Source organism: Pseudomonas avellanae BPIC 631 (genome assembly GCF_000444135.1).
GTDB lineage: Bacteria > Pseudomonadota > Gammaproteobacteria > Pseudomonadales > Pseudomonadaceae > Aquipseudomonas > Aquipseudomonas avellanae.
In genome coordinates, this window is record NZ_ATDK01000300.1 from 1 (window position 1) to 23,085 (window position 23,085).

20 protein-coding genes and 2 pseudogenes are annotated in these 23,085 nt (G+C 59.9%); 7 read left to right on the forward strand and 15 right to left on the reverse strand.

Features of this window, described 5'->3' with window-relative positions; translation table 11 throughout:
• Positions 1-157 precede the first annotated feature (157 nt).
• The 3 genes from DW49_RS0118080 to gabT form a co-directional block, all read right to left on the reverse strand.
• On the reverse strand, positions 158-646 hold the full coding sequence (locus tag DW49_RS0118080; protein WP_002555947.1) for an Lrp/AsnC family transcriptional regulator: 489 nt from the start codon (positions 644-646) through the stop codon (positions 158-160).
• 47 nt (positions 647-693) lie between these two features.
• Entirely contained in the window at positions 694-1,350 is a 657-nt protein-coding gene (locus DW49_RS0118085; RefSeq protein WP_024420216.1) for an HAD family hydrolase, read from the reverse strand.
• 81 nt (positions 1,351-1,431) lie between these two features.
• Entirely contained in the window at positions 1,432-2,736 is a 1,305-nt protein-coding gene (gene gabT / locus DW49_RS0118090) for a 4-aminobutyrate--2-oxoglutarate transaminase (RefSeq protein ID WP_005613686.1), read from the reverse strand.
• 284 nt (positions 2,737-3,020) lie between these two features.
• Here gabT and DW49_RS0118095 point away from each other — a divergent pair, with 284 nt between their 5' ends.
• Positions 3,021-3,950: a 2-hydroxyacid dehydrogenase gene (locus DW49_RS0118095; protein ID WP_024420217.1), complete on the forward strand. Its 930-nt coding sequence runs from the start codon at positions 3,021-3,023 to the stop codon at positions 3,948-3,950.
• Between the two features lie 174 nt (positions 3,951-4,124).
• Here DW49_RS0118095 and DW49_RS0118100 read toward each other — a convergent pair whose 3' ends face one another.
• The 11 genes from DW49_RS0118100 to DW49_RS0118150 form a co-directional block, all read right to left on the reverse strand.
• Positions 4,125-5,582, reverse strand: coding sequence for an NAD-dependent succinate-semialdehyde dehydrogenase (locus DW49_RS0118100; protein WP_005613681.1), 1,458 nt, complete (start codon positions 5,580-5,582; stop codon positions 4,125-4,127).
• 114 nt (positions 5,583-5,696) lie between these two features.
• Positions 5,697-6,854 carry an acetylornithine deacetylase gene (gene argE, locus DW49_RS0118105; protein ID WP_005613679.1) on the reverse strand — a complete coding sequence of 386 codons (1,158 nt, stop codon included), beginning with the start codon at positions 6,852-6,854 and terminating at the stop codon, positions 5,697-5,699.
• A complete protein-coding gene (locus tag DW49_RS0118110) occupies positions 6,851-8,005 on the reverse strand; it encodes an NAD(P)/FAD-dependent oxidoreductase (protein WP_005613677.1) in 1,155 nt (384 codons plus the stop codon). The genes argE and DW49_RS0118110 overlap by 4 nt, the downstream gene beginning before the upstream one ends.
• Positions 8,002-9,411: an FAD/NAD(P)-dependent oxidoreductase gene (locus DW49_RS0118115; protein WP_024420218.1), complete on the reverse strand. Its 1,410-nt coding sequence runs from the start codon at positions 9,409-9,411 to the stop codon at positions 8,002-8,004. Before DW49_RS0118115 ends, DW49_RS0118110 begins: the two co-directional genes overlap by 4 nt.
• Positions 9,390-9,701, reverse strand: a complete 312-nt coding sequence (locus DW49_RS0118120) for a (2Fe-2S)-binding protein (protein WP_003382315.1) — start codon at positions 9,699-9,701, stop codon at positions 9,390-9,392. The genes DW49_RS0118115 and DW49_RS0118120 overlap by 22 nt, the downstream gene beginning before the upstream one ends.
• Positions 9,698-11,539, reverse strand: a complete 1,842-nt coding sequence (locus DW49_RS0118125) for an ABC transporter ATP-binding protein (protein ID WP_024420219.1) — start codon at positions 11,537-11,539, stop codon at positions 9,698-9,700. The genes DW49_RS0118120 and DW49_RS0118125 overlap by 4 nt, the downstream gene beginning before the upstream one ends.
• Position 11,540: 1 nt before the next feature.
• Positions 11,541-12,419 carry an ABC transporter permease gene (locus DW49_RS0118130; RefSeq protein WP_024420220.1) on the reverse strand — a complete coding sequence of 293 codons (879 nt, stop codon included), beginning with the start codon at positions 12,417-12,419 and terminating at the stop codon, positions 11,541-11,543.
• The gene (locus DW49_RS0118135) at positions 12,416-13,372 is read right to left on the reverse strand and encodes an ABC transporter permease (RefSeq protein WP_005613662.1); all 957 of its coding nucleotides are present in this window, start codon (positions 13,370-13,372) and stop codon (positions 12,416-12,418) included. The genes DW49_RS0118130 and DW49_RS0118135 overlap by 4 nt, the downstream gene beginning before the upstream one ends.
• 32 nt (positions 13,373-13,404) lie before the next feature.
• The gene (locus tag DW49_RS0118140; RefSeq protein ID WP_003382322.1) at positions 13,405-15,042 is read right to left on the reverse strand and encodes an ABC transporter substrate-binding protein; all 1,638 of its coding nucleotides are present in this window, start codon (positions 15,040-15,042) and stop codon (positions 13,405-13,407) included.
• A 93-nt stretch (positions 15,043-15,135) separates the two neighbouring features.
• The gene (locus DW49_RS0118145) at positions 15,136-16,410 is read right to left on the reverse strand and encodes an NAD(P)/FAD-dependent oxidoreductase (protein WP_005613661.1); all 1,275 of its coding nucleotides are present in this window, start codon (positions 16,408-16,410) and stop codon (positions 15,136-15,138) included.
• A 66-nt stretch (positions 16,411-16,476) separates the two neighbouring features.
• Positions 16,477-17,145 (reverse strand): haloacid dehalogenase type II, encoded by a 669-nt coding sequence (locus tag DW49_RS0118150; protein WP_003382325.1) that lies wholly within the window; start codon positions 17,143-17,145, stop codon positions 16,477-16,479.
• Positions 17,146-17,677: 532 nt separating this feature from the next.
• Between DW49_RS0118150 and DW49_RS0118155 the strand changes: the two genes are divergently transcribed.
• From DW49_RS0118155 to DW49_RS0118170, 4 genes are all read left to right on the forward strand, one after another.
• On the forward strand, positions 17,678-18,535 hold the full coding sequence (locus DW49_RS0118155; RefSeq protein ID WP_005613660.1) for a GNAT family N-acetyltransferase: 858 nt from the start codon (positions 17,678-17,680) through the stop codon (positions 18,533-18,535).
• A 486-nt stretch (positions 18,536-19,021) separates the two neighbouring features.
• Positions 19,022-19,735 carry a cupin domain-containing protein gene (locus DW49_RS0118160; protein ID WP_005613659.1) on the forward strand — a complete coding sequence of 238 codons (714 nt, stop codon included), beginning with the start codon at positions 19,022-19,024 and terminating at the stop codon, positions 19,733-19,735.
• A 436-nt stretch (positions 19,736-20,171) separates the two neighbouring features.
• Positions 20,172-20,621: a cupredoxin domain-containing protein gene (locus DW49_RS0118165; protein ID WP_024420221.1), complete on the forward strand. Its 450-nt coding sequence runs from the start codon at positions 20,172-20,174 to the stop codon at positions 20,619-20,621.
• Positions 20,622-20,748: 127 nt separating this feature from the next.
• A complete protein-coding gene (locus DW49_RS0118170; RefSeq protein ID WP_005613655.1) occupies positions 20,749-21,456 on the forward strand; it encodes a hypothetical protein in 708 nt (235 codons plus the stop codon).
• Positions 21,457-21,554: 98 nt separating this feature from the next.
• Here DW49_RS0118170 and DW49_RS0118175 read toward each other — a convergent pair whose 3' ends face one another.
• Complete coding sequence (locus DW49_RS0118175) at positions 21,555-22,058, reverse strand: GNAT family N-acetyltransferase (RefSeq protein WP_005613654.1); 504 nt, start codon at positions 22,056-22,058, stop codon at positions 21,555-21,557.
• A 395-nt stretch (positions 22,059-22,453) separates the two neighbouring features.
• On the opposite strand from DW49_RS0118175, the pseudogene DW49_RS0118180 reads away from it, so the two are divergent.
• Positions 22,454-22,905, forward strand: a pseudogene (locus tag DW49_RS0118180) (hypothetical protein).
• Positions 22,906-23,022 (forward strand): annotated as a pseudogene (locus DW49_RS1000000130480) (T6SS amidase immunity protein Tai4 family protein); the annotation flags it as partial. It abuts the pseudogene before it with no gap.
• Positions 23,023-23,085 lie beyond the last annotated feature (63 nt).

Genomic DNA, 23,085 nt, shown 5'->3' on the forward strand with positions numbered 1-23,085 from the left:
GATTAATCGATCGATTTTTCAACAAATAGCGGCTTATTTTAGGAAAAGTCCGGCTATCGGCCACGGCGCGGTGAGTTGATCGGAGGATCCCTAGGAGATTATCCATTGTGGGATGCGATCTGGATTTGATCCCGTCGCATCCACACTTTACGCAGTATCAATGCCGCAACAACTTGCGTAACGGTACGCCGTCTTTCATGACCGGGGATTTGATGACGATGTAGCTGAAGTACTTGGAGATGCCGATGTTCTTGTCCAGCAGCTCTTCGATCACTTCCTGATAGTGCTGAATGCTGCGGGTCATGAAGCGCACCAGGTAGTCGTAACCGCCACTGATCAGGTGGCACTCCAGTACTTCGTCCACATGGCGGATGTTCGCTTCAAATTTGGCGAAGTCTTCGCGTTTGTGGTCGCTCAGGGAGATTTCGGTGAACACGGTGACCGATTCGGTGATTTTTGCGAGGTTGAGGTGCGCCTTGTAGCTGGAGATGTACCCAGCCGACTCCAGACGTTTGACGCGCTGCAGGCAAGGGCTCGCGGAAAGCCCGACGGCGTCGGCCAGGCTGACGTTGGTCATGCGCCCGTCTTTCTGGAGTTCTACCAGGATATTGATATCAATCCGATCCAGTTTGACCAAGCCTTCCATCACCTACCTCTTGTATTGCCATTCACGGTGCCTACCTTCTAGCAAAATCAGCGCCGTAAAGACAGCTGATGCTGAGCAACGAGGTCGGCCATGCTGCTGATACAGATGTCTGCGGTACAGGGCTGGCGGTGCTGTTCGCGGCGGCGACGGATCAGACACAGCCCGCCCAGACCCGGCGCAGCGGCAGGCGGACGGGACACCAGCAGGGTGTCGCGGGTGTCCAGGTCCATCTCGGCGAGCCAGCGCGTGTCGTCCAGCGGGTGAGTGGCCCGCGACAGCAGGCTGTCCGGCTCAAGCCCCAGGCGCTCGTACAAAATGCCGCGATCCTGCAGGTCGCGGTCGGCGTACACCAGCAGTCGATAGAACTTGCGCAGATAAAGCATGGCGCCCGGCGCGTCCTCGAACAGCGTCCAGTCGGGCACTGAACGGGCGAAGGTCATGCCCTCTTCCCAACTGGTCTTGATGGCAAGGCGCTCGGCCAACTGACGGTGCGCAAAGCACAGCAGGCCGCTGAAACCCAGCTCGTCGAAGCGCGGATACAGCGTGCGCACCACGTCGTTGAATTCGGTCAGTATCGACTCTTTATCCGGTGTGTTCAGGCCGTTTTCCAGCAACGGCTGCAACGCCGCCCAGACACCTGAATCACGGTCCACCAGAACCTCGTCACAATCGATCAACAGTGCGCGGTAATCAATAAGCCCCATGGCAGGCAACGTCTCCATTCAACAATGATCCCCAGCGCTGGTGGTCGCAGCGTCTCGCGACAACCGCGACCACGCCGACGCTTAGCTGGACTTCAATACTCGTGCCAAGGCGGCATCGAGAATGCTCAGTGCTTCATCGATCTGCTGCTCGGTGGTCACCAGCGGTGCGAGGAAACGCAACACGTTGCGGTACACACCACACTTGATCACCAGCAGACCGCCGATGCGTGCCTGATCGATGACTTTCTGGTTGAGATCAGCGTCCGGGCTGCGTGCAGCGTCGTTCTTTATCAGCTCCATCGCCAGCATGAAACCGGTGCCGCGTACGTCGCCGATGCAGGCGTGGCGGTCCTTGAGCTTGAGCAAACCGGCACGCAGGTGCTCGCCCAACTGTTCGCCACGCGCCAGCAGATTGTCCTGCTCGTAGGTATCGATTACCGCCAGCGCTGCGGCGCAGGACAGCGCATTACCGCCGTAAGTGCCCCCCAGACCGCCCGGAAGCGGTGCATCCATGATCTCGGCCCTGCCGACCACGCCCGACAGCGGCATGCCGCCCGCGAGGCTCTTGGCAACCGTCACCAGGTCCGGCTGGATACCGGCGTGCTCGAAACCGAACCACTTGCCGGTTCGACCAAACCCGGTCTGGATTTCATCGAGAATCAGCACGATGCCGTGTTGTTCAGTCAACGCGCGCAGGGCCTTGAGGAATTCGACCGGCGCAGTCAGAAAGCCGCCGTCGCCCTGAATCGGCTCGATCAGGATGGCCGCGACGCGATCCGGCGCGACCTGGGTCGCCAGCAGTTCATGCAACGCCGCCAGGGCCACTTCTGTGGTCACGCCGCGGTACTCGTTCGGGTACGGGGTGTGGAACACTTCCGGCGCCATCGGGCCGAAATTCTGTTTGTACGGCTGGCTCATGCCGGTCAGCGTGGTGCCGAGCAAGGTACGGCCGTGGAAGCCGCCGCGGAACGAGATGATCGCCGGGCGATTGGTGTGCGCGCGGGCAATTTTCACCGCGTTTTCCACCGCTTCGGCACCGGAGGTGAAGAACACCGCTTTGTGATCAATACCGCTCTGACCGGCGATCATCAGGCTCAGGCGTTTGGCCAGATCCAGGTAGGGCTGATAGGACGCCACCTGAAAACAGGCGTGGGTGACTTTGCTCAGTTGCGCCTGAATCGCCTTGACCACGTTCGGGTGGTTGTGGCCGATGTTCAAGACGCCGATGCCGCCGACGAAATCCAGATAGCGCTTGCCGTCGACGTCCCACAGTTCAGAACCCTGCGCGCGCTCGATGACCAGCGGGTGGGCTGTGACGATGCCACGCGGCACAAACTGGTCGCGCTGGCGGAGCAGATGAGGGGTTTCGTCAACTTTGCTGTTCATGGTTTTACCTATCGTGGGCCTGGCAGCCGGCGGGGTGGCTGCGATGTTGTTCAGGTTAAGCGTTCAGCGAAATGATCTACGCCGAACTTGCCCTCTCAGATGTCCAGATCAACTGTTTTTCGCCTCGCAAACGGCAGATTCCTTCATGCCCTGCGAGCACCACGCAATCTGCCGGGCAGCGCTGCTTTTCAGTCACGCCGACGCTCTGCAAAAGGCTGTTTCGACAGATCCTGCTTGCGACTTGCGGCATGATGGGGCTCCACTTTCATACTCAGGAAATGCCCATGCCCGCCCTGCTCTACAAAGCCGACCCCGCACGTGCCGAACGCTGGCGTGTCCTGTTTGCCGAGCACGCGCCGGACATCGAATGGCGCGTGTGGCCGGACATCGGCGACCCGGCCGATATCCACTATCTGGGTGCGTGGCTGGCACCTGACGACCTGCAGGAGCTGCTGCCCAACCTGAAAGTGCTGTTTGCGCTGTCGGCGGGCGTGGATCAACTGGACCTGAGCCGTATTCCGAAATCGTTGCCGGTGGTTCGCCTGCTCGACCCCGGCATCAGTCACGGGATGTGCGAGTACGCATCTTTTGCGGTACTGAGCCTGCACCGGGAAATGCTGCGCTATCGTCAGCAGCAGGTTGAAGGGCTCTGGAAAGCCCGACCATTGATACCGGCGAACAAACGTCGAGTGGGCGTGATGGGGTTGGGCTTGCAGGCGCAGCATATTCTGTCGAGCCTCAAACCGTTCGGTTTCCAGCTGTCCGGCTGGGCGCGCAGTGCGCATCAGGTCGAAGGTGTGACGTGTTACGCGGGCGAGGAGCAGGTGAGCGAGTTTCTTGGGCAGTGCGACATTCTGCTGTGTGTGCTGCCTTTGACCGCGCAAACCGAAGGCATCCTCAACCGCCAGCTTTTCGAGCGCCTGCCCGAAGGTGCCGCCCTGATCAACATGGGGCGTGGCGGGCATCTGGTGGAAGCGGACCTTCTTGAAGCACTGGACAGCGGCCAATTGAGCGCTGCGGTGCTGGACGTATTACAGAAAGAGCCAGCACCTGCCGATCATCCCTTCTGGCAACACCCGAAGATCCTGCTGACACCGCACGTCGCGGCCATGACCCAACCGGAAAGTGCCTTTCCCGGTTTGCTCGACAACATCCGCCGTTTTGAGCGCGGTGAGGCGATGCAAGGACAGGTGGATCGCGGGCAGGGTTATTGACGACTTGGATTAGCGTACACATAAGTCTCGTGGGAGCGAGCCGGGCGACGCTTCGCTTGCTCGCGAAGAGGCCGGTACAGCCGTTAGAAATAGGGCGTTTGCACCAACATCTTCGCGAGCAAGCTCGCTCCCACACCCTAAGAGCAGAAATCTGTCAGTAGGATTTTTTTGCCCTTACAACCCACCCACATGAAACGCTTTCACTTCCAGGTATTCATCCAGGCCGTAGCTGGAGCCTTCGCGGCCCAGGCCGGATTGTTTGATGCCGCCGAACGGGGCGATTTCCATGGAGATGATGCCGGTGTTGAGGCCGACCATGCCGAACTCCAGTGCTTCACCAAAGCGCCATGAGCGACGCAGGTCCTGGGTGAAGTAGTAAGCGGCAAGGCCGTAGGGCGTTGCGTTGGCCAGTGCGAGGGCCTCGGCTTCGTCGGTGAAACGCATCAACGGCGCAACCGGGCCGAAGGTTTCTTCGTTGGCCAGCAGCATGCCCGCATGGGTATCACCCAATACCGTTGGCTGGACGAACTGGCCGTCACCGTTGGGCAACTCGCCGTACAGCAACTTCGCGCCCTGGCTCAGCGCATCGTCGATGTGTCGGGCAATCTTGCTGACCGCTGCCGGGTTGATCAACGGGCCGATGGTCACGCCGTCTTCCAGACCGTTGCCGACCTTGAGTTTGGCGACTTCTTCCACCAGCCGCGCAGCGAAACGGTCGTAAATGCCGCTCTGCACCAGAATCCGGTTGGCGCACACGCACGTCTGCCCGGCGTTGCGGAATTTGCTGAGCATGATGCCGGCCACTGCCTGCTCCAGGTCAGCGTCGTCAAACACAATGAAAGGCGCGTTGCCGCCCAGTTCCAGGCTCAGGCGCTTGATGTGTTCGGCGCTCTGGCGCATCAGCAGACGGCCGATCGGCGTGGAGCCGGTGAAAGAAATCTTGCGCACCACCGGGTTGCCGGTCAGCTCTTCGCCAATGGCGGTCGGCATGCCGGTGACGACGCTGAACACGCCAGCAGGAATGCCCACGCGCTCGGCCAGCACCGCCAGCGCCAGCGCCGACAGCGGCGTGAGGTCCGACGGTTTGACGATGATCGTGCAGCCTGCGGCCAGGGCTGGCGCGCATTTGCGGGTGATCATGGCGTTGGGGAAATTCCACGGGGTGATCGCAGCGCAGACACCCACCGGCTGCTTGAGCGTCATCAAACGACGATCAGCGCTGGGTGTGGGAATGGTTTCGCCGTACGAGCGGCGCGCTTCTTCGGCGAACCATTTGACGAAGCTTGCGCCATAGCGGATCTCGCCACGCGACTCGTTCAGCGGCTTGCCCTGCTCAAGGGTCATGATCAGCGCGAGGTCTTCGACGTTGTCGAGCATCGCCTGATGCCAGCGCTCCAGCAGCGCCGCACGCTCGGCGGCAGGACGCGCGCGCCAGGCAGGCCAGGCACGCTCGGCGGCTTCAATGGCGCGGCGGGTTTCAGCGCCTTGCAGGGCCGGAACCTGCGCGATCACCTCGCCGGTTGCCGGGTCGCGGATGGCCAGGATTGCACCATCGTCAGCGCTGATCCATTGCCCATCGACGTAGGCGCGGTCCACCAGCAGGCTGGGGTCTTTCAACTGATTCTTGAGCATGGTCGAGTCCTGTTTCGGGGTACCTGCCAGTCTAGGCAGGCGTCGCAGTCCAGGATGCTGAAAGCAGGATAACGGCAGCGTCCGATGCTGAAATTCGCGTCCGGACGGCAGCCTCTACTGCTTCAGCGAGCCCAGCAGGCTTTGCAGAAAGCGCTCACCCGCATCCATCTGACTCTCATCGATGAACTCGTCCGGCTTGTGCGCCTGTTCGATGGAACCCGGCCCGCACACCACCACCGGCACGTTGAGCCGTCCGGCAAACAGCCCGCCTTCGGTGCCGTAGGACACCTTGATGTGTTGGGTGCCCGGCTCGGCAAACGCGTGCAGCATGCGCACCGCCTCAACGCTTGGGTGAGTCTCAAGCGCGGGATACTCGTTCATCACTTCGATTTCGATGGCGGCCACTCCCGACAGCTGCCGTGCTTCACGCACCAGCACTTCGGCGCGCTCGCGCAGTTGCTCCAGCAGCACGTCGGGATTGTCCCCCGGCAGGTTGCGGTACTCGAATTCCATGGTGCACAGGTTGGGCACAATGTTCAGCGCCTTGCCGCCATCGATACGGCCGATGTGCAAGGTGCTGTAGGGGATGTCGTAACCCTCGTCGCGGCTGCCCTGCTGCTCGATCCGTTTCTGGCTGTTGCGCAGTTCGGCGATGAAATCGCTGGCCAGGTGAATCGCGTTGACCGCTCTGGGTGCCAGCGAAGAATGCGCCTCCTGGCCTCGGCAGAAGGTGCGATACGACGCCTTGCCTTTGTGCCCGACGGCAAACTGCATCAGTGTGGGTTCGCCCACCACGCACAGGAATGGACGCACCGGCGCAAGGTGCAATACGTCCAGCAGACGCCGCACGCCAACGCAGCCGATTTCTTCATCGTGGGACAAGGCCAGTTGCAGCGGACGCAGCAGGGTCATCTCTGCCGCATTGAGCATGGCGTCGATGGCCAGCGCAATAAAGCCCTTCATGTCGCAGGTGCCACGGCCATAGATACGGCCGTCGCGCAGGGTGGCCTGAAACGGCGGCATCGTCCATGCCTGGCCGGCAGCCGGCACCACGTCGGTGTGCCCGGAAAGCAGCACGCCCGGCACATCACGCGGGCCGGTGCTGGCGAACAGGTTGGCTTTCTTGCCGGTCTCATCCTTGACGATCAACGACTCGATGCCCTTGCTGGCCAGCAGCTCGCGGACGTATTCGATCAACGCCATGTTCGGCTCCGACGACACGGTGTCGAAGGCGATCAGGCGCTTGAGGATTTCCAGTGCACGGGGGCTCATGAGGCTTTACTCGCGTGTTCGGTAACGATGTCAAAACGGCGAATGTCGAACGGGCTGATCGAGGTGCTGGTCGTGCCGGTGCTGATCAATTCAGCCATCACGTCACCCACACCGGGGCCGAGCTGGAAGCCGTGCCCGCAGAACGCGAACGCATAAAACAGCCCGTCTACCTTGCCGCTGCGGCCCATCACCGGCAGTGAATCGGGGGTGTAGCCTTCGATGCCGCTCCATACGCGAATGATGTTCAGGTTACCGACACCGGGCAGCAGACGACGCATCTGCTGGACCTGATTGACGATGCTGCGTGGCTCGACATAGGCGCGACGATTGACCATGTCCGGCTTGCTGCGAAAGCCACCGCCAATGACAATATTGCCGCGCGCGATCTGCCGGAAATAAATCACTTCGTGGGGGATTTTGGTGAACACGCCGATGACGGTCGGCAGCGCATAAGGCACCGGTTCGGTCACGGCCATCTGCGGGCCATTGGTTTCCAACGGCACGGGTTCGCCAAACTGCGCGGAGAGTTTTTGCCCCCACGCGCCAGCGGTGATCAATAATTGATCAGCCGTGAAGATACGCCCGTCAGTGGTGGTGACTTCAAATTCGTTACCGACCTTTTCGACATGCGCCACTTCGGTACGCTCTTCGATCCGCGCCCCGGCACGAATCGCTGCACGCGCAAAAGCAGGCGCGGCCAGACGCGGGTTGGCGTGGCCATCGTGCGGCGCGTAGGACCCGCCCTTCACGTCAGACCCGAGAAACGGAAAACGCTCGTGCAGCGCTTTGCCGCGATAGATTTTCAGGTCCAGCTCACGCGCTTCTGGCGCAGCGGCATAAGCTTCCAGCTCAGCAATTTCGTCCTCGCGATAGCAGACGCGCATGTGCCCGCTGGGCAGAAATTCCAGGTCTTCGCCGATCAGTTCCGGCAAACGCTGCCACAGTGCACGGGAACGGTTGGACAGCTCAAGTTGCCCCAGATGACGACCCTGACGCCGCACGTTGCCAAAATTCACGCCGCTGGCGTACTGACCGACCACGTCACGCTCCAGCAGGGTCACCGACTTGCCGCGCTGGCGCAGAAAAAACGCCGACGCCGAGCCCATGAAGCCGCCACCGACAATCAGCACATCGACTTTCGGTTGTTTCATGACACCACCTCGTCTATCAGCATCGACAACGGTTTGACCGGTGCCTGACCGCGCTGCCGGCCCACCTGCTCGACCGGCACACCGGCTTGGGCGGCGATCACCTCGGCCCCGGCCTGCGAGCAATAGCGGCCCTGACAGCGGCCCATGCCGACGCGGCTGAATGCCTTGGCGCGGTTGACTTCGCAAGCGCCTTTTTCACGCACCACGCCACGCAATTCGCCTGCGCTGATCATTTCGCAGCGGCAGACAATCGCCTCATCAGGCAGCGCCGCCGCCTGAGCAGCAGGCCACGGGAAGGCTTCGGCCAGCCCGACGCGGAAGCGGTCCATGACCACCAGGTTTTTGCGCACCTCTTCACGGTGCGAGTTATCCACAGGTCGGCCAAGGTCTTCCAGCAACGCCATTGCTGCCAGCCGGCCCGCCTGCTCGGCCGCATCGGCACCGCGAATCTTCGCGCCGTCGCCTGCGGCATATACACCTTTGACCGAGGTGCGGCCTTCTTCATCGACGGCCAACACCCATTGCCCGGAGGCGTCATCGAAGCGCAACTGGCACCCGGCCAGGTCAGCGAGCTGGGTTTCCGGGCGCAAGTGATAGCCCAGCGCCAATGCATCGCAATCGACAGTCAGCGCGTTGCCGTTGGCGAGCTTTACCCGCACGCCGGTCACGCCGTCCTGCTCGCTGCCCATGATCTCTTCAGGCTGCACGCCCAGATGCACCGGCACTTTGGCGCTGTACAACTGCGCCAGCAGTTTCATGCCGTTGAACAGCAAACCGGGGCGCGCCAGCAACTTGGGCATCGCGCCGATGCGCTTGCTGAACGGTGACGTGTCGAGCACGGCGGCCACCTCGGCACCGGCTTTGACGTACTGGCTGGCGACCAGATACAGCAGCGGCCCGCTGCCCATGAACACCACGCGGCTGCCGATGGAAACCGACTGCGACTTGAGCGCGATCTGCGAACCGCCAAGGCTGTAGGTGCCTGCCAGTTGCCAGCCCTTGATTGGCATCAGACGGTCGGTAGCACCGGCGCAGAGTATCAGCGCGTCGTATTCGACCACGCTGTGCACGCCCTGGCTGGCGCAGCACAGTTCACCCTGCGTGAGGTTCCAGGCCAGCGTATCAGGGCGATAGTCGATCTGGTTGCGCAGGCGGTCGAAGCTCTCGTGCAGGTCGCGCGCCTTGGCCGCTTCAGTGCCGTACAACGCCGAGTAATCACGCTTGAAGCCTTCGGGCTGGCGGCGATAGATCTGCCCGCCGTCACGGCGGTTTTCGTCGATCAGGATCGGCTTGATACCCGCAGCCAGCAGGGTTTGCGCACAGCGGGTGCCGGCCGGGCCAGCGCCAATGATGACGACTCTGGGGCTGGCAGGGTTATGAACGTCTAACCGTGAAGAAGTGGCCATTTCGCCTCCGGCTGGGTGGTGACGATGTCGAGTCCATCGCGAACTTCGTTGGAGCAGGCGCGCAGGCGCTCGCCGCTGCGGGTCCAGACCCAGCAATCCTGGCAGGCGCCCATCAGGCAAAAACCGGCACGCCGCCCCGAGTCGAACTCAGACTGGCGCAGCGTGGCTTTGCGGGTCAGCAACGCAACCATGAGGGTGTCGCCCTGCAAGGCTTCGATGGGCGCACCATCGACCAGCAGGCTGACAACCGGGCGATCACGCTCGCCCAGTCTTACAAAACGGCCACTCATGCGTAGGCTCCCACGGTCACAGGATTAAGGTTTTCTTGTACAGCTTGCAGTTCGTCGCTGTCGCGATGGCAAAGAATTTCGCTGCCGCCTGCGATGCGACGACGGCCAGGCGCGGTCTTGTTGCACAGGCCTTCGACACGCGCCGGGCAGCGATTGAGAAAGGTGCACAGCTCCGGATTGTTAGCCGGGGCGCTGATCGGCGGCAGTTTGCCGCTGGTCACGCCACAGCTTTCCAGCCAGCCCTGACGCAGTTCCGGCACCGAGTGCACCAGCAGGTCGGTGTACGGGTGGAACGGCACGTGGCTGAACGCTTCGCGGCTGCCCTCTTCGACCTTGTGGCCGCTGTACATCACCACGATATCGTCGCACAGCGCGCGGACGGTGGAGATGTCATGACTGATGAACAGGTAGGAAACACCCAGCTTGCGGCGCAGTTCGCCGAGCAGTTCAAGGATGCACGCACCGACCACGGTATCCAGCGCCGAGGTAACTTCATCGCAAAGAATAAGGTCTGGTTTGGCGGCCAGCGCACGGGCCAGGTTGACGCGTTGCTTTTGCCCACCCGACAGTTCGTTGGGGCGCCGCTCGGCCAGCTCGCGTGGCAGACGCACCAGATCCATCAACTCGTCGATGCGCTCGCGCAGCGCCTTGCCCTTGAGACCGAAATACATTTTCAGCGGTCGGGCGAGAATCGCACTGACACTGTGCATCGGGTTAAGCGCGGTGTCGGCGTTCTGGAACACCATCTGGATGCGCCGAAACTGCTCTTCGGTGCGACCCGCCAGGGTGCCGGACAATTCAGCACCATCAAACGTCAGGCTGCCGTGGGCCGGATCCAGCAGACCGGCTACTACGCGGGCCAGGGTCGATTTGCCCGAGCCCGACTCGCCAATCACGCCGATGGCCTGGCCACGGCGGATGGTCAGGTCGATGTCTTCCAGCACGCGAATCATCGGCATGCCTTGCAGGTTCTTCTTGCCGTAGCCCGCGGTCAGCCCCTTGATGGTCAACAGGGTGCTGTCCTTGACCACCTCGCTGGCCGGTTTCAGCACTTTATCCGGCCGGGCCGCTGCCAGCAGGCTGCGGGTGTACGGGTCTTCCGGGCCTTTGAGCAGCGCCGCCGTACTGCTCTGCTCGATGATCCGCCCGCCGTTGAGCACCACGATCTGGTCGGCCATCTGCGCCACAACTGCAAGGTCGTGGGAGACATAAACCGCCGTCGCACCGCGCTCGCGCACCACACGCTTGAAGGCGCGCAGCACGTCGATCTGCGTGGTGACGTCCAGTGCGGTGGTCGGTTCGTCGAGGATTACCAGCAACGGGTCGCTGATCAGCGCCATCGCCGCCATCACCCGCTGCAACTGACCGCCCGACACCTGATGCGGATAACGCTGGCCGATGGTGTCCGGGTTGGGCAAGGCCAGATCGCGGAACAGCTCGATGGCCTTGGCCTGCAAGTCTGCACGACTGCCCAGACCGTGAATCAGTGCGCCCTCGATCACTTGATCGATGAGCTTTTTCGCCGGGTTGAACGCCGCGGCGGCACTTTGCGCGATGTACGAAACGCGGTTGCCACGCAGGCTCTGCAACTGGCTTTCGGGCAGGCTGAGCATGTCATGCTCGCCGACCTGAACCACGCCGCCGGCCAGTTTGCAGCCGCGCCGGGCATAACCCAGCAGTGCCAGCGCAATAGTCGTCTTGCCCGAGCCGGACTCGCCGATCAACGCCAGCACTTCGCCTTTTTCCAGCGCGAAGCTGACGCCTTTGACGATTTCCAGCTCACCGTGATCGCTCTCGGCAACCACGCGCAGGTCTTGTACGCGAATCAACTGGCTCATCTCAATGCCCTCCCGAACGACGACCACGCCGTGAGGCCAGCCGGTCGATGAACAGGTTGACGCCGATGGTCAGCGTGCCGATCGCCAGCGCCGGAATCACGATGGCTGGCGCGCCCTGGCTGAGGCCGCCGATGTTTTCGCGCACCAGCGAACCGAGGTCGGCATCGGGGGGTTGCACACCCAGCCCGAGAAAACTCATGCCGCTGAGCAGCAACACGATGAAACCAAAACGCAGGCCCAGATCGGTCAGAACCGGGTTGAGCATGTTCGGCAGAATCTCCCGGCAGGCGATGTACACGCGGCCTTCACCACGGGTGCGCGCCACTTGCACGTATTCCAGCGCCTCGATGTTCACCGCCAGGCTGCGCGCAATACGAAACGCCCCCGGCGAGTAGCTCAGCACCGCCGTACAGATCAGCAGCACTTCGGACGAACCGAACGCCGACACCATGATCAGCGCCAGCATCTTGCTCGGGATCGAGATAAAGGCGTCCATCAGGCGGCTGATGATTTCGTCCAGCCATTTGGGCGCAACCACCGACAGCAACGCACACAGGGTGCCGATGCCGCTGGCCAGTACCGCCGAGATTAACGCCAGGCCCACCGTAAATTTCGCACCGACCAGCACCCGGCTGAGCATGTCGCGGCCCAGGTAATCGGTGCCGAACGGATAGACCGCGCTCATGTTTTCAAACATGTTGTCGGACACCACTTCGCCAACCGGATGCGGCGCGAGCCAAGGGCCGAACAACGCGACCATCAGCCAGAGAAAGCACACCGTTGCGCCCAGCAGGCCCAGCCAGGAAGTCGGGCGGGACGCTTTTTTGCGCAGCGCCGGTTCCGGCGCGACAGGCGTCGATTTCGCAATGAATTGAGTCATTGGGTTCTCAGCCTCGGATTGGAAAGAATTGCACACAGGTCGGCCATCAGCACCAACCCAAGATAAGCAGCACAAAACAGCATGGTGCAGCCCTGCACCAGCGCCATGTCACGGTTGGTGACCGCGTCAACCATCAGGCTGGCGATGCCTGGGTAGTTGAAGATGGTTTCAACGATGACCACACCGCCCAGCAGGTACGAAAGGCTCAGCGCCACGGCGTTGACGATCGGCCCGATGGCGTTGGGCAAGGCGTGACGCAACACGATACGCACCGGGCTGACGCCTTTGAGGCGGGCCATTTCCACATACGGGCTGTCCAGCTGGTCGATGACGGCGGCGCGGGTCATGCGCGCCATCTGCGCCACGATCACGCAGCACAGGGTCATCACCGGCAACGCGTAGGTGCGCATGAACTGCCACGGCGAGGTGACATCAAAGCCGTAGGACAACGCCGACAGCCAGCCCAGGTTGACGGCAAAAATCAGTACGGCCAGCGTCGCCACGAGAAATTCGGGAACGGCCACCAGCGACAGCGTGATGAAGTTCAACGCGCCATCGAGACGACCACCACGGCCCATCGCAGCGCCGATACCCAGTGTCAGGGCGACCGGCACCGAGACCAGCGCGGTGGTCGCGGCCAGCATCAGGGTTTTCGGAAAGCGTCCGGCAATCAGCTCGGAAACCGGCATCGCGTTGGACACCGATTCGCCGAAGTTGCCACCGAGCAGGTTCATCAGCCAATGCAGATAACGCACCACCCCGGGTTGGTCCAGGCCCAGTTTTATACGCAATGCCGCGACCTGTTCAGGGGTCGCGAATTGCCCAAGAGCCTGTTGTGCAGCGTCGCCAGGCAGTACCGCCGTAATGGCGAAAACCACGATGGAAACGATCAACAACGTCACGATCGCCGCGCCCAGGCGCTGCACGATCAACCAGAGTGTGTTGCTATTCATCTGCATCCCTCCCGCTCGGTTCAGCGTTGCATTTACGCGTCCAGCCAGACCTGCTCGCTGAACATGTAGCCCATGAAGCCGCCCAGCGGGTTGCTGGAATAGCCCTGGATGCGCTTGTCCACGCCGTCGATGTTGCTAATGAACACAGGGATGCCGATGCCGCAGTTCTGGCTGACCAGAGTCTGCATGTCGCCGTACATTTTGGCGCGCTTGGCGTCGTCGGTTTCGCCACGGGCAAGCAGCAGCAACTGGTCGAACTGATCGTTTTTCCAGCCCGATTCGTTCCACGGTGCGGAGGACTGGAAGAACTGCGAGAAGATCACGTCGGCGTTCGGACGCGGGTTGATGTTGCCGAAGCTCAGCGGGTGCTTCATCCAGTGGTTGGACCAGTAGCCATCGCTCGGCAGGCGGTTGACGTTGAGGGTCAGGCCGGCCTGTTTGGCGGATTGTTGCAGCAGCACGGCGATGTCCACCGAACCGGTCGCGGCAGGCGATGCCGCCACAGCCATGGTGATCTTTTCCATGCCGGCTTTCTTGAGCAGAAACCTGGCCTTTTCAGGATCGTAGGCGCGTTGCGGCAAGTCGGCGTTGAAGTAACGCGAACCAGGCGCAATCGGGTGGTCGTTACCGACGCGGGCATAGCCACGGAATACAGCCGATTTGACCTGTTCACGGTCCAGCAGGTACTTCATGGCCTCGGTGAATTCCGGGCTTTTGCCGGGCATTTGGTCCTGGCGAATGATCAGGTCGGTGTAGTTGCCGGACGGCGCATCCACCACGCGGTGCCTGGCGCTGGCGGCAATGCGCGTGGTCGAACGCGGGTTGACCTCGTTGATCATGTGCACATCGCCGGAGAGCAGCGCGTTGACCCGCGATGGCTCATCGGAAATGGCGATGAATTCGATTTCGTCCAGGTAGGGCAGGCCTGGCTTCCAGTAGTTGGGGTTACGCGCACTGACCGAACGCACGCCAGGGTTGAATTCCTTGACGGTGAATGGGCCGGTGCCGATGCCTTTGCTGAAATCGGTGGTGCCTTCGGGCACGATCAGCAGGTGCGAAACCGCGAGGATCGACGGCAGCTCGGCGTTCGGCGAGCTGAGGGTGATCTGCACTTCCATCGGGCCGGTGGCCTTGATTTCGGAGAACTGCGCCATCAGCGGCAGGACTTTCGAGCCGGTGGCCGGGTCTTTATGGCGCGACAGGGAGAACACCACGTCGCCTGCGGTCAGCGCTTTGCCGTTGTGGAAGGTTACGCCCTGGCGCAGGGTCACGGTCCAGACGGTAGCGTTGTCGCTCTCGATTTTCTCGGCCAGTTCCATGTGCGGAACCAGGTGGCTGTCGAAACGGGTCAGGCCGTTGTAGAACATGAAATGGCGAACGTAGTCGGTGGACAGTGCGCCCTTGGCCGGGTCCAGTGTGTCGGCGGTGGAACTGGACATGCCCGCCACACGGATACGACCGCCTGGCTTGCCTTTGACAGGCGCATCGGCGTCATCGGCAAAGACCTTGCCCGCTGCACCGAACAGGCTGGTGGAGCCCGCGGCAACCACACCTGCGACACCCAGCATACGCAGTGCATCGCGACGCGACAGACCACGATTGAGACCCTCGAAAACACGCAGGCTGTCTTGGCCTGTGATCAACTGGGAGTCGGTTTTATTGTCAGCCATATCAGTTCTACCTGCCGAAAAGGGGAAATTCCGAGTTGCTCACGGTTGGCCGGAGCGTCCTTCATGCACACACGACGACGGTGAAACAAAAACTCAGTGGCGACTGTCCTGATAGCGGTAATAAGCGCCTACCAGGGGCAGAAACCAGGGCTTGCCGAAGTGGCCGGGAATCGCTGGCCAGTTCAGGTCTTTCCAAGGGTTGGCCTGCGCCTTGCCTTCCATAACCTCGGCCATCACCTGCCCCATGTGCACCGACATCTGCACGCCATGCCCGCTGTAGCCCATGGAATAGAAAACGCCGTTGTGCTCGCCTGCACGCGGCAAACGGTCGGACGTCATGTCCACTAGACCGCCCCAGCAGTAGTCGACCTTGACGTGTGCCAGTTGCGGAAACATCTGCACCATCGCCGCTTGCAGCACCTTGCCGCTCTTGGCATCGGAGCTGCTGTTGGACATGGCAAAGCGCGCCCGGCCGCCGAACAGCAGGCGGTTGTCCGGGGTGAGGCGGAAGTAGTTGCCGATCAAACGGCTGGTCACGTAAGCGCGCTGATGAGGGAACAGCTGGTTGATCAGCGCCTGCGGCAACACTTCGGTGACGATCACGAAACTGCCGACCGGCACGATGCGTCGGCGATACCAGCCCAACCCGCCATGCTGGCAGGCGCCGGTCGCCAGCAACACCTGCCCGGCCTGAATAGACCCCTTGGAGGTGTTGACCACAAAACCTCCACGGTTGGCTTTCCAGTCCTTCACTGTGGCGCCCTGATACACCTTTGCGCCGTGGCGCACAGCTGCATCGGCCAGGCCCAGGCCGAAACGGCCAACGTGCATCTGCACACCGTTGCGCTGCAGCAGGCCGCCGTGAAATTCGTTTGAATCGATTTCGCTGCGCACATCCTGAGCCGACAGCAACTCGACGTCGGCATCGACCTCACGACGAATCAGCTCGCAAGTGCGCGCCAGTCCTTCGTAATGCCCAGGCTTGGCGGCCAGTTTGAGCTTGCCGTTGCGCTTGATGTCGCAGGCAATGCCTTCTTGCTCGACCACCGTGACAACGCTCTGCACGGCACTTTCGTAAGCCTTGTAATACTCGCGGGCCTGATCGGCCCCCAGGGTTGCGCTCAACGACGCGTAGTCCTGAGCCACGCCAGTGTTGCACTGCCCGCCGTTGCGGCCAGACGCTTCGCCGATCACCCGGCCCGCATCCAGAACCACCACGCTGGCACCTTTCAAGGCCAATGCACGCGCCGCCGCAAGGCCGGTAAAACCGCCACCGACCACCACAACGTCAGCTTGCCCCTCCACTGCGCCATCCTGCGCGCCGGTGAAATCTGGAGCGGTGTCGAGCCAGTAAGACTCACTGCGCATTCTGTTCCCCTTGTCACTCATTGAAGAGCACCTTGAAAAATGCCGGTGTTGCCCGGGTTTGCCGGTTTAGAGACCGACCAGCCCGGCCAGCCCACCGATGTCCGGGATCTGGTGGTACTCGTAGAAGCTGTTGGCTGGCTGTTCATGGCCACGCGCCACGAAGGCCTTGTTCTTGATTTTCATGTCGTGTGCGGAGAACAGGTCGTAACGGAAGCTTGAAGACACATGCAAGATGTCTTCCGGGCCGCAACCGAGGTTGTCGAGCATGAACTCGAAGGCTGCCAGACGTGGTTTGTAGACCTTGGCCTGATCAGCGGTGAACACCTTGTGGAACGGCGCGCCGAGCTTATCGACGTTGGACATGATCTGGCTGTCGCTGGCGTTGGAGAAGATCACCAGCGGGATCTTGTCGGCAATCTTCGACAGGCCGGCCGGCACGTCGGCATGCGGACCCCAGGTCGGCACGGCGTCGTAATACAGCTGGCCTTCCTCGCGGTATTCAACATTCCAGCGCTTGCAGGTGCGAGCCAGTGCGACTTTCAGGATTTCGTCGTAAGGCATCCAGTCACCCATGACCTGATCCAGACGATACGCCGAGAAGTCCCTGACAAACTGGTCCATCTGTTCAGCCGGAACGCGGTCGGCGAAGATCTCGCGCGTCATGGTGCCCATGTGGAAGTTGGTCAACGTGCCGTAGCAGTCGAACGTAATGAATTTTGGTCGAAGAAAGCTCATTGTGTGCGGTCCTGAAAGTTCGTTGAGGTCATGGCATGACGAGCAATCCGGCCTCGTTCCAAGGGCGGTGATGCACGCTGCAGCACACCCTCATTACAACACCGTGAAATCAGCATATGGCGTTAAAAGTGATGGCTGCTTGATAGAAACCACCGTTTTGAGGTGCGCGCTCAGCAGACTTTGCGGGGCGCTCCAGCCTTGGGCAAACCCCTGTTTTCGGCGCTTTTTTGACCCTTTTCAGGGCGCTCAGGCTCAAACACGGGGCTTTGCACCGCAGAAACTGCGCCGCGCTACCGATTGCGGAGCGGGCAAATCCGGCCACGCTATAAAGAGCTTGATCCGGATAAAAAACCACAAGCATTTGCTGCCGAGCCCTCGGCCGATTTAAGCAGTAACTGTGGTCTGGCGAACGGCGGTTTGTGGAATCTGCCGAATGCGTTCCGCCCTCTTGTCACCTCTCGCCACAGGTGGGATACAACACACCTGCCGCACCTTTTATTTGCCTGTGCATCCTTATGGACGGAGACACATCATGCTCGCTCAGCAACGCCTCGACTTTGAATTTCGCCCCATGACCGCCGCCGATGTCGGCAACGCGCATGAACTGTCCATCGCCCTGAAGTGGCCGCATCGGCTTGAAGACTGGGCCATGCTGCAACGTGTCGCCCAGGGTTTTGTCGCGGTGCACAACGGCCGTTTGATCGGCAGCGCCTTTGCCTGTCATCAGGGCGAGTTCTCCACCATCGGCCTGGTGATCGTCAGCGACGACTATCAAGGCAAAGGTATTGGCCGCAAGTTGATGGAGCTGGCCGTCGGCAGCGTTCCGCCACGCACCGCAATCCTCAACGCCACGCTGGCGGGCGCGCCGCTGTACGAGAAAATGGGTTTTGTCAGCTTTGGCGAGATTCAGCAGCGCCAAGGGCAGGCGCAACTGCCGGATGCGACGGTATTAAAGGCAGAAGAAAGTTGCCGCGTGCTAAGCGAAGCCGATCACGCTCGCGTGCTAGAACTGGGCAATGCCGGTTCAGGCCTGGACCGCTCGGCCACGCTGGGCGATGTACTGAACAACCTCGAACACGCAGTCGGCATCGACCGTGACGGCCAGCTGCAGGCCTTCGCCCTGCTGCGCCCGTTCGGCCGCGGCCTGTGCATCGGCCCGGTGGTTGCCCAGACGGTCGAGCAAGCACGGCACATGATCGAACACCTGCTGGCCAGAGTGCCCTACGCCTTTGTACGCATCGACATACCCACTGACTGCGGCCTGGCGGACTGGCTGGAAGAAGCCGGCCTGAAACGCGTGGACAGCGTGACCTGCATGAGCCTGGGCGCAGTTCCGCAAGCCCGCGAAGGGGTGAGTCAGTTTGCATTGATAACCCAGGCGATCGGTTGAGCGCAGTCATAGCGTTCGACGGTGTGCGCAAGTCCCGAGAGGCCCATAGATCTGGCTTCTGCCCGGAGGGCGTGGGAGATGCAGGAGGTTACGACGGCTGCGATGGGCTGTGAAGCGGCCCCGAAACAGGCTATCTCGGCTGTGTCTGGTACACCGAGGCCGCCGGTTTTACTGTCGGTTCCCGACAGATCGTGGACAAGTCCACTCCTACGGCCTCCGGCCAGAATCAAAAGCAGAGTTATGCATAACGTCCTGATAGTCCCCGAAATGAAGCTTTTGTGGGAGCGAACCGGGCGACGCTTCGCTTGTTCGCGAAGACGGCGTTTCAGACGACACATTTCCGAAGAGTATATCGGCCCTTTCGCGAACAAGAATCTCCCACGGCCTTCGGCCAGAATCAAAAGCAGAGCTGTGTACAACGCTGAGCGTTCAGCGTGAGAACGATCATCGATGAATCATAAACCCTCACCCAGGAACTCACTTCCGATGCCCCAACCCACCGCACTAATCCTCGCCCGCGCCGACCTCAGCCCGGTAGAGACCGAATTCACCACCGGCCCGCTCGACGCACACGACCCCTTCAATGAAGGCCGTCGCACGGCGTTCATCGACGATCAGGGTATTGCTGCCGGCCTGGTCCATTTCAGCACATCGCTGTCCGTAGCCGCCTATCCCTACACCGAAATGCTGGTGGTGCATCGCGGCAGCGTCACGCTGACCTCAGGCACCGACAGCGTCACCCTCAGCACCGGTGAAAGCGCAGTGATCGGTCGTGGCACGCAGGTACGCATTGACGCGCAATCGGACAGCGTCTGGGCGTTCTGCGCATCCACTCAGGCCAGCGGGCCAGACAAATCCGGCATCACCGCCCTCGATCGCCTCGCCCTGCTCACGCCGTCCTCGCCGCCCGACCCGAGCATCATGATCAGCGCGCTGCCGCAGTGCCGCAGCAACAACCTGTTCGAAGACACCGCCAGCACCCTGCGCATCGGCGTCTGGGACTCCACGCCCTACGAGCGCATCTCGCGCCCACACAAAATCCACGAACTGATGAACCTGATCGAAGGCAGCGTAGTGCTGAGCCTGGAAAACGGCCCAAGCCTGACCGTGCACACAGGCGACACGGTATTCGTTGCAAAGGGCGCACCGTGCAAATGGACCAGCACGGGGTATGTGCGCAAGTTTTATGCGGTGACGTGAGATACAGGGTCGCGCCCTTCAGCTCTGTGGGGCGCTCTAACCTGCACACTTAGAAATTCTGCCAGCGCAGTTAATCCAACTCGACACTAAAACACAAGAACAATAATATTCATTAGCTGATTTGCAAAGAATCAGAAATTTCCTACTTTTCTTCCCAGCCCATCGTGCTAAAACATCACCAAGAATTGCGAAAAGTTAATCTTTTCTTCTGACCCGCCCAGCGGAACCGCCCATGTTTCAGCATAGGGTTTTCCTCTGTATACCTCCTACATCAAGAATGCTTTACAAGGGCGGCGCTCACACCTGCGCACTCACACTCCAGCAGTTTTTATCTGGACGACAGGCTGCGACCTCGAATTAATAGTGTGCAGTGCCGCCTTGCGTACACCTTATTTAAAAATACGAATTTAATTACTTCACTCAGGAACTACCGATCATGAAAACCAAAAACGTCTTACTGACCTCGTTCGCTCTCGCCACACTATGCGCCGTCGTTTCTGCGCACGCGGGGCCGCCGGTGACTGTTACATTTAAAAACTTGGGCACGGAGGTTGCCGAATATAAAGTTGTCACTCGCAACGAGATATCGACTCAGCTAAATACCAAAACGACTATTGCCCCAACAGTCCAACCTGGGGGTTCAGATAGTTACTCCACGCGAAGCACTCTATCACCGGATACAGGTTACGCCAGTGTTCGCTACGTCATGGGCTCCAAGGCTTGCGTATTCTCGACCACCTTCATAAAGCTTCCGGGTGCGGGGGGTGCCAAGGTGCCGAAATGGAACCGGACTGCAAACTCTGAAGGCGGCGCTGTCTGCACGGCGACGTCTCGCGCCACCAATTTCTCCACCTATGCGTGGGCTGCTGAATTCACCATGAAATAAGCTCCGGAGCGTGCGTGTCGCATTTTGACACGCACGTTTTCAGCAGAAAACTAAAGCTGGTTCTGGCCTGGCCGATACAGAGATTGAATATAAAGCCATGGATTGGCCTCAGCAGCGAGGACGCAGCATGATTGATACAACATCCATCGCACACCTCACCCATAACACCACAATAACGACTGTCGAGAAAAGTACCTCCGCCACGAATATAAGTTCCAACCTAAAAGAGCTCACTTCTGCACCAGCCATTGACGACGCCACCTTCTCGACATTGTCCAGCCAATTGAGCAATAGTGCCGCACGCGCCCAGGCTCGCGATAACAGCCTTGACATCAAAAGCCTGGGTTCTCTGGCAAAAAGCATCAGTGACAAAATTGCAGGCAACAGTTATTACGCCAATAGAAAACTGCACGACGCAGAGATACCGAATACGGACGACCCTGCACTGATCGAGAGGGCCAGGCAAGCGACTTCGTTCAAGAACGGGTCAGGAACGAATCCGTTCGCGGGGCTATCTCAGGATCAACTAAGCCTGATCATGTACGACGAAGACAGCGACTTCACCATTAACGAAAGAAGTGCTGCGTATTCAGAGCACTACGATCAAGAGCAAATATGGAAAAGGGCCATCTGCCAACGATATGTCGACGAATACAACGAAACCGGCAAAAGCACTCAAACGCTGGTGATGCTTCTCGCCCACTACAACCAGCTGCCCCCCATAGAAAAGGCTCAATACCCCGCCAATTACGCCGCGCTCATCACATCGGACGACAGCTCGGCCATGGACATTTTCAACGCGCGGAAAAGCCAGTCAGATATTCAGGAGGCTTGAGCGCCTACGACGGAGCACGCGGTTTCGCGTGTCCGGTATTGCTGTCGGCGTTCTGCTGAATTGCCGCTCGCCGACACAACGGCAATACGGCCATCTCATTAGTCGTGGCTCAGGGCCAACGTATAGAACTTGTTGTCCACCGCAATCAGCGGAAAGCTCGCAGGCAGGTCCTCTTTCTCTATCTCCCGAAAGCCGTGCTTCTCGTAGAAGCGATGTGCAGCGTGAAACTTGTCAGTCGTGCCCAGGAGCACCTCAGTAACGCCCCTGCGGCTGGACTCCTTGATCAAACGGTCCAGCAGCCTGGCTGCAATCGAGAACTCTTTGCCGCGAAACGGCGCGGCGACAAACATCTTACGCAGCGCTGCCTGCCCTGAACCGATGTCCTTGAGCGCGATGCTGCCGACGACGTGATCACCTTGCACCGCGACCCAGAAATCACCTGTGCCGGTCTGGTAAAACGTCGGAATCGCCTTCAGATCAGGCTGATCCTCGGCAGTAATGGGGATACCGAATTCTTCACGCTGGATGGGCAGGATCAATGCCGACACACCTTGCTCATCGTTCGGCACAAAACGTCGTACCTGAATTCCGGTCGCTGTCACAAACCACCTCCTTGTCATCGTCACAAATGGAAATCAGTATTCCAGACAAGCAAACGCCCCGACAAGTCGAAGCGTTTACCCGAGCATTTCCAGGGGGCGCACGTCGGTGCGGCGCCGGAGATGTTTAATTACAACATGGCCCCGGCACCTGTACATTACGACCGTAGCCAGTCAATCTCGACACTCGCGATTGAGGGCTCGATTAGCGCCTGCGCCATGTCGGGCAAATAGATGACGGTAAGCGTGAGATCTCGACCCTGTCCATTGAGGAGCTCACCCCATCAATCGAGTCAGATCGAGAGAAAACAGTACAACCGGGATGGAAACTTTATCATCTGCAGCAGGCCAAAAAACCACACGTAAAAAAAGCCGATCACTATAGAACTGGATATAGCATGCAAGCCTTCAAGAACCACATAAGGAAAAAACACTTCTGGCCTTTTTTATTTCTTTTTTTATATCGATTGCTTTAGTGATCTACGCCGACCTATTCAGCCTGCTCGACAACTCCAGCTGCCAGCACTATAACCACACAGAAAAATTAAATGGTGGCTCAAAATCTTTCAACAATAAACCGTTCACGATAGCTATTTGCGGGGCCGGGGTGAACAACAGTCTTTTTAATGGCGATGGCATGGAAAGGGTCCGGCTGACTATCTTCGACGATCAAGGCGAACTGTTAGCCAGGCGATACTATAAGGTTTTTTGGGGCGGCCAGCCCGGACATGAGCCGCTCAAGGTCTCCGAGGATAGTATTGTCTATCAAGATGACAAGGAGCAGATGGAGCACACAATGACGATGCCTCCCACACGCCTGGAATGGATTCGGGCAAGGCTTCCCCTGTAAGGGGTCAAGTTTGATTTACTGAAGTGCCTGGACCTCTATCACAGCAAAGAACTCAACGCCCTGGTAAAGGAGGTTGTGATAAAACCTGGCCACACTTATGTTCAAGACAATAAATGACAGATCCTGAAATTCGTAAAACGAAGGCAAAAAAAACCGCCTGATAAAGGCGGTTTTTTCAAG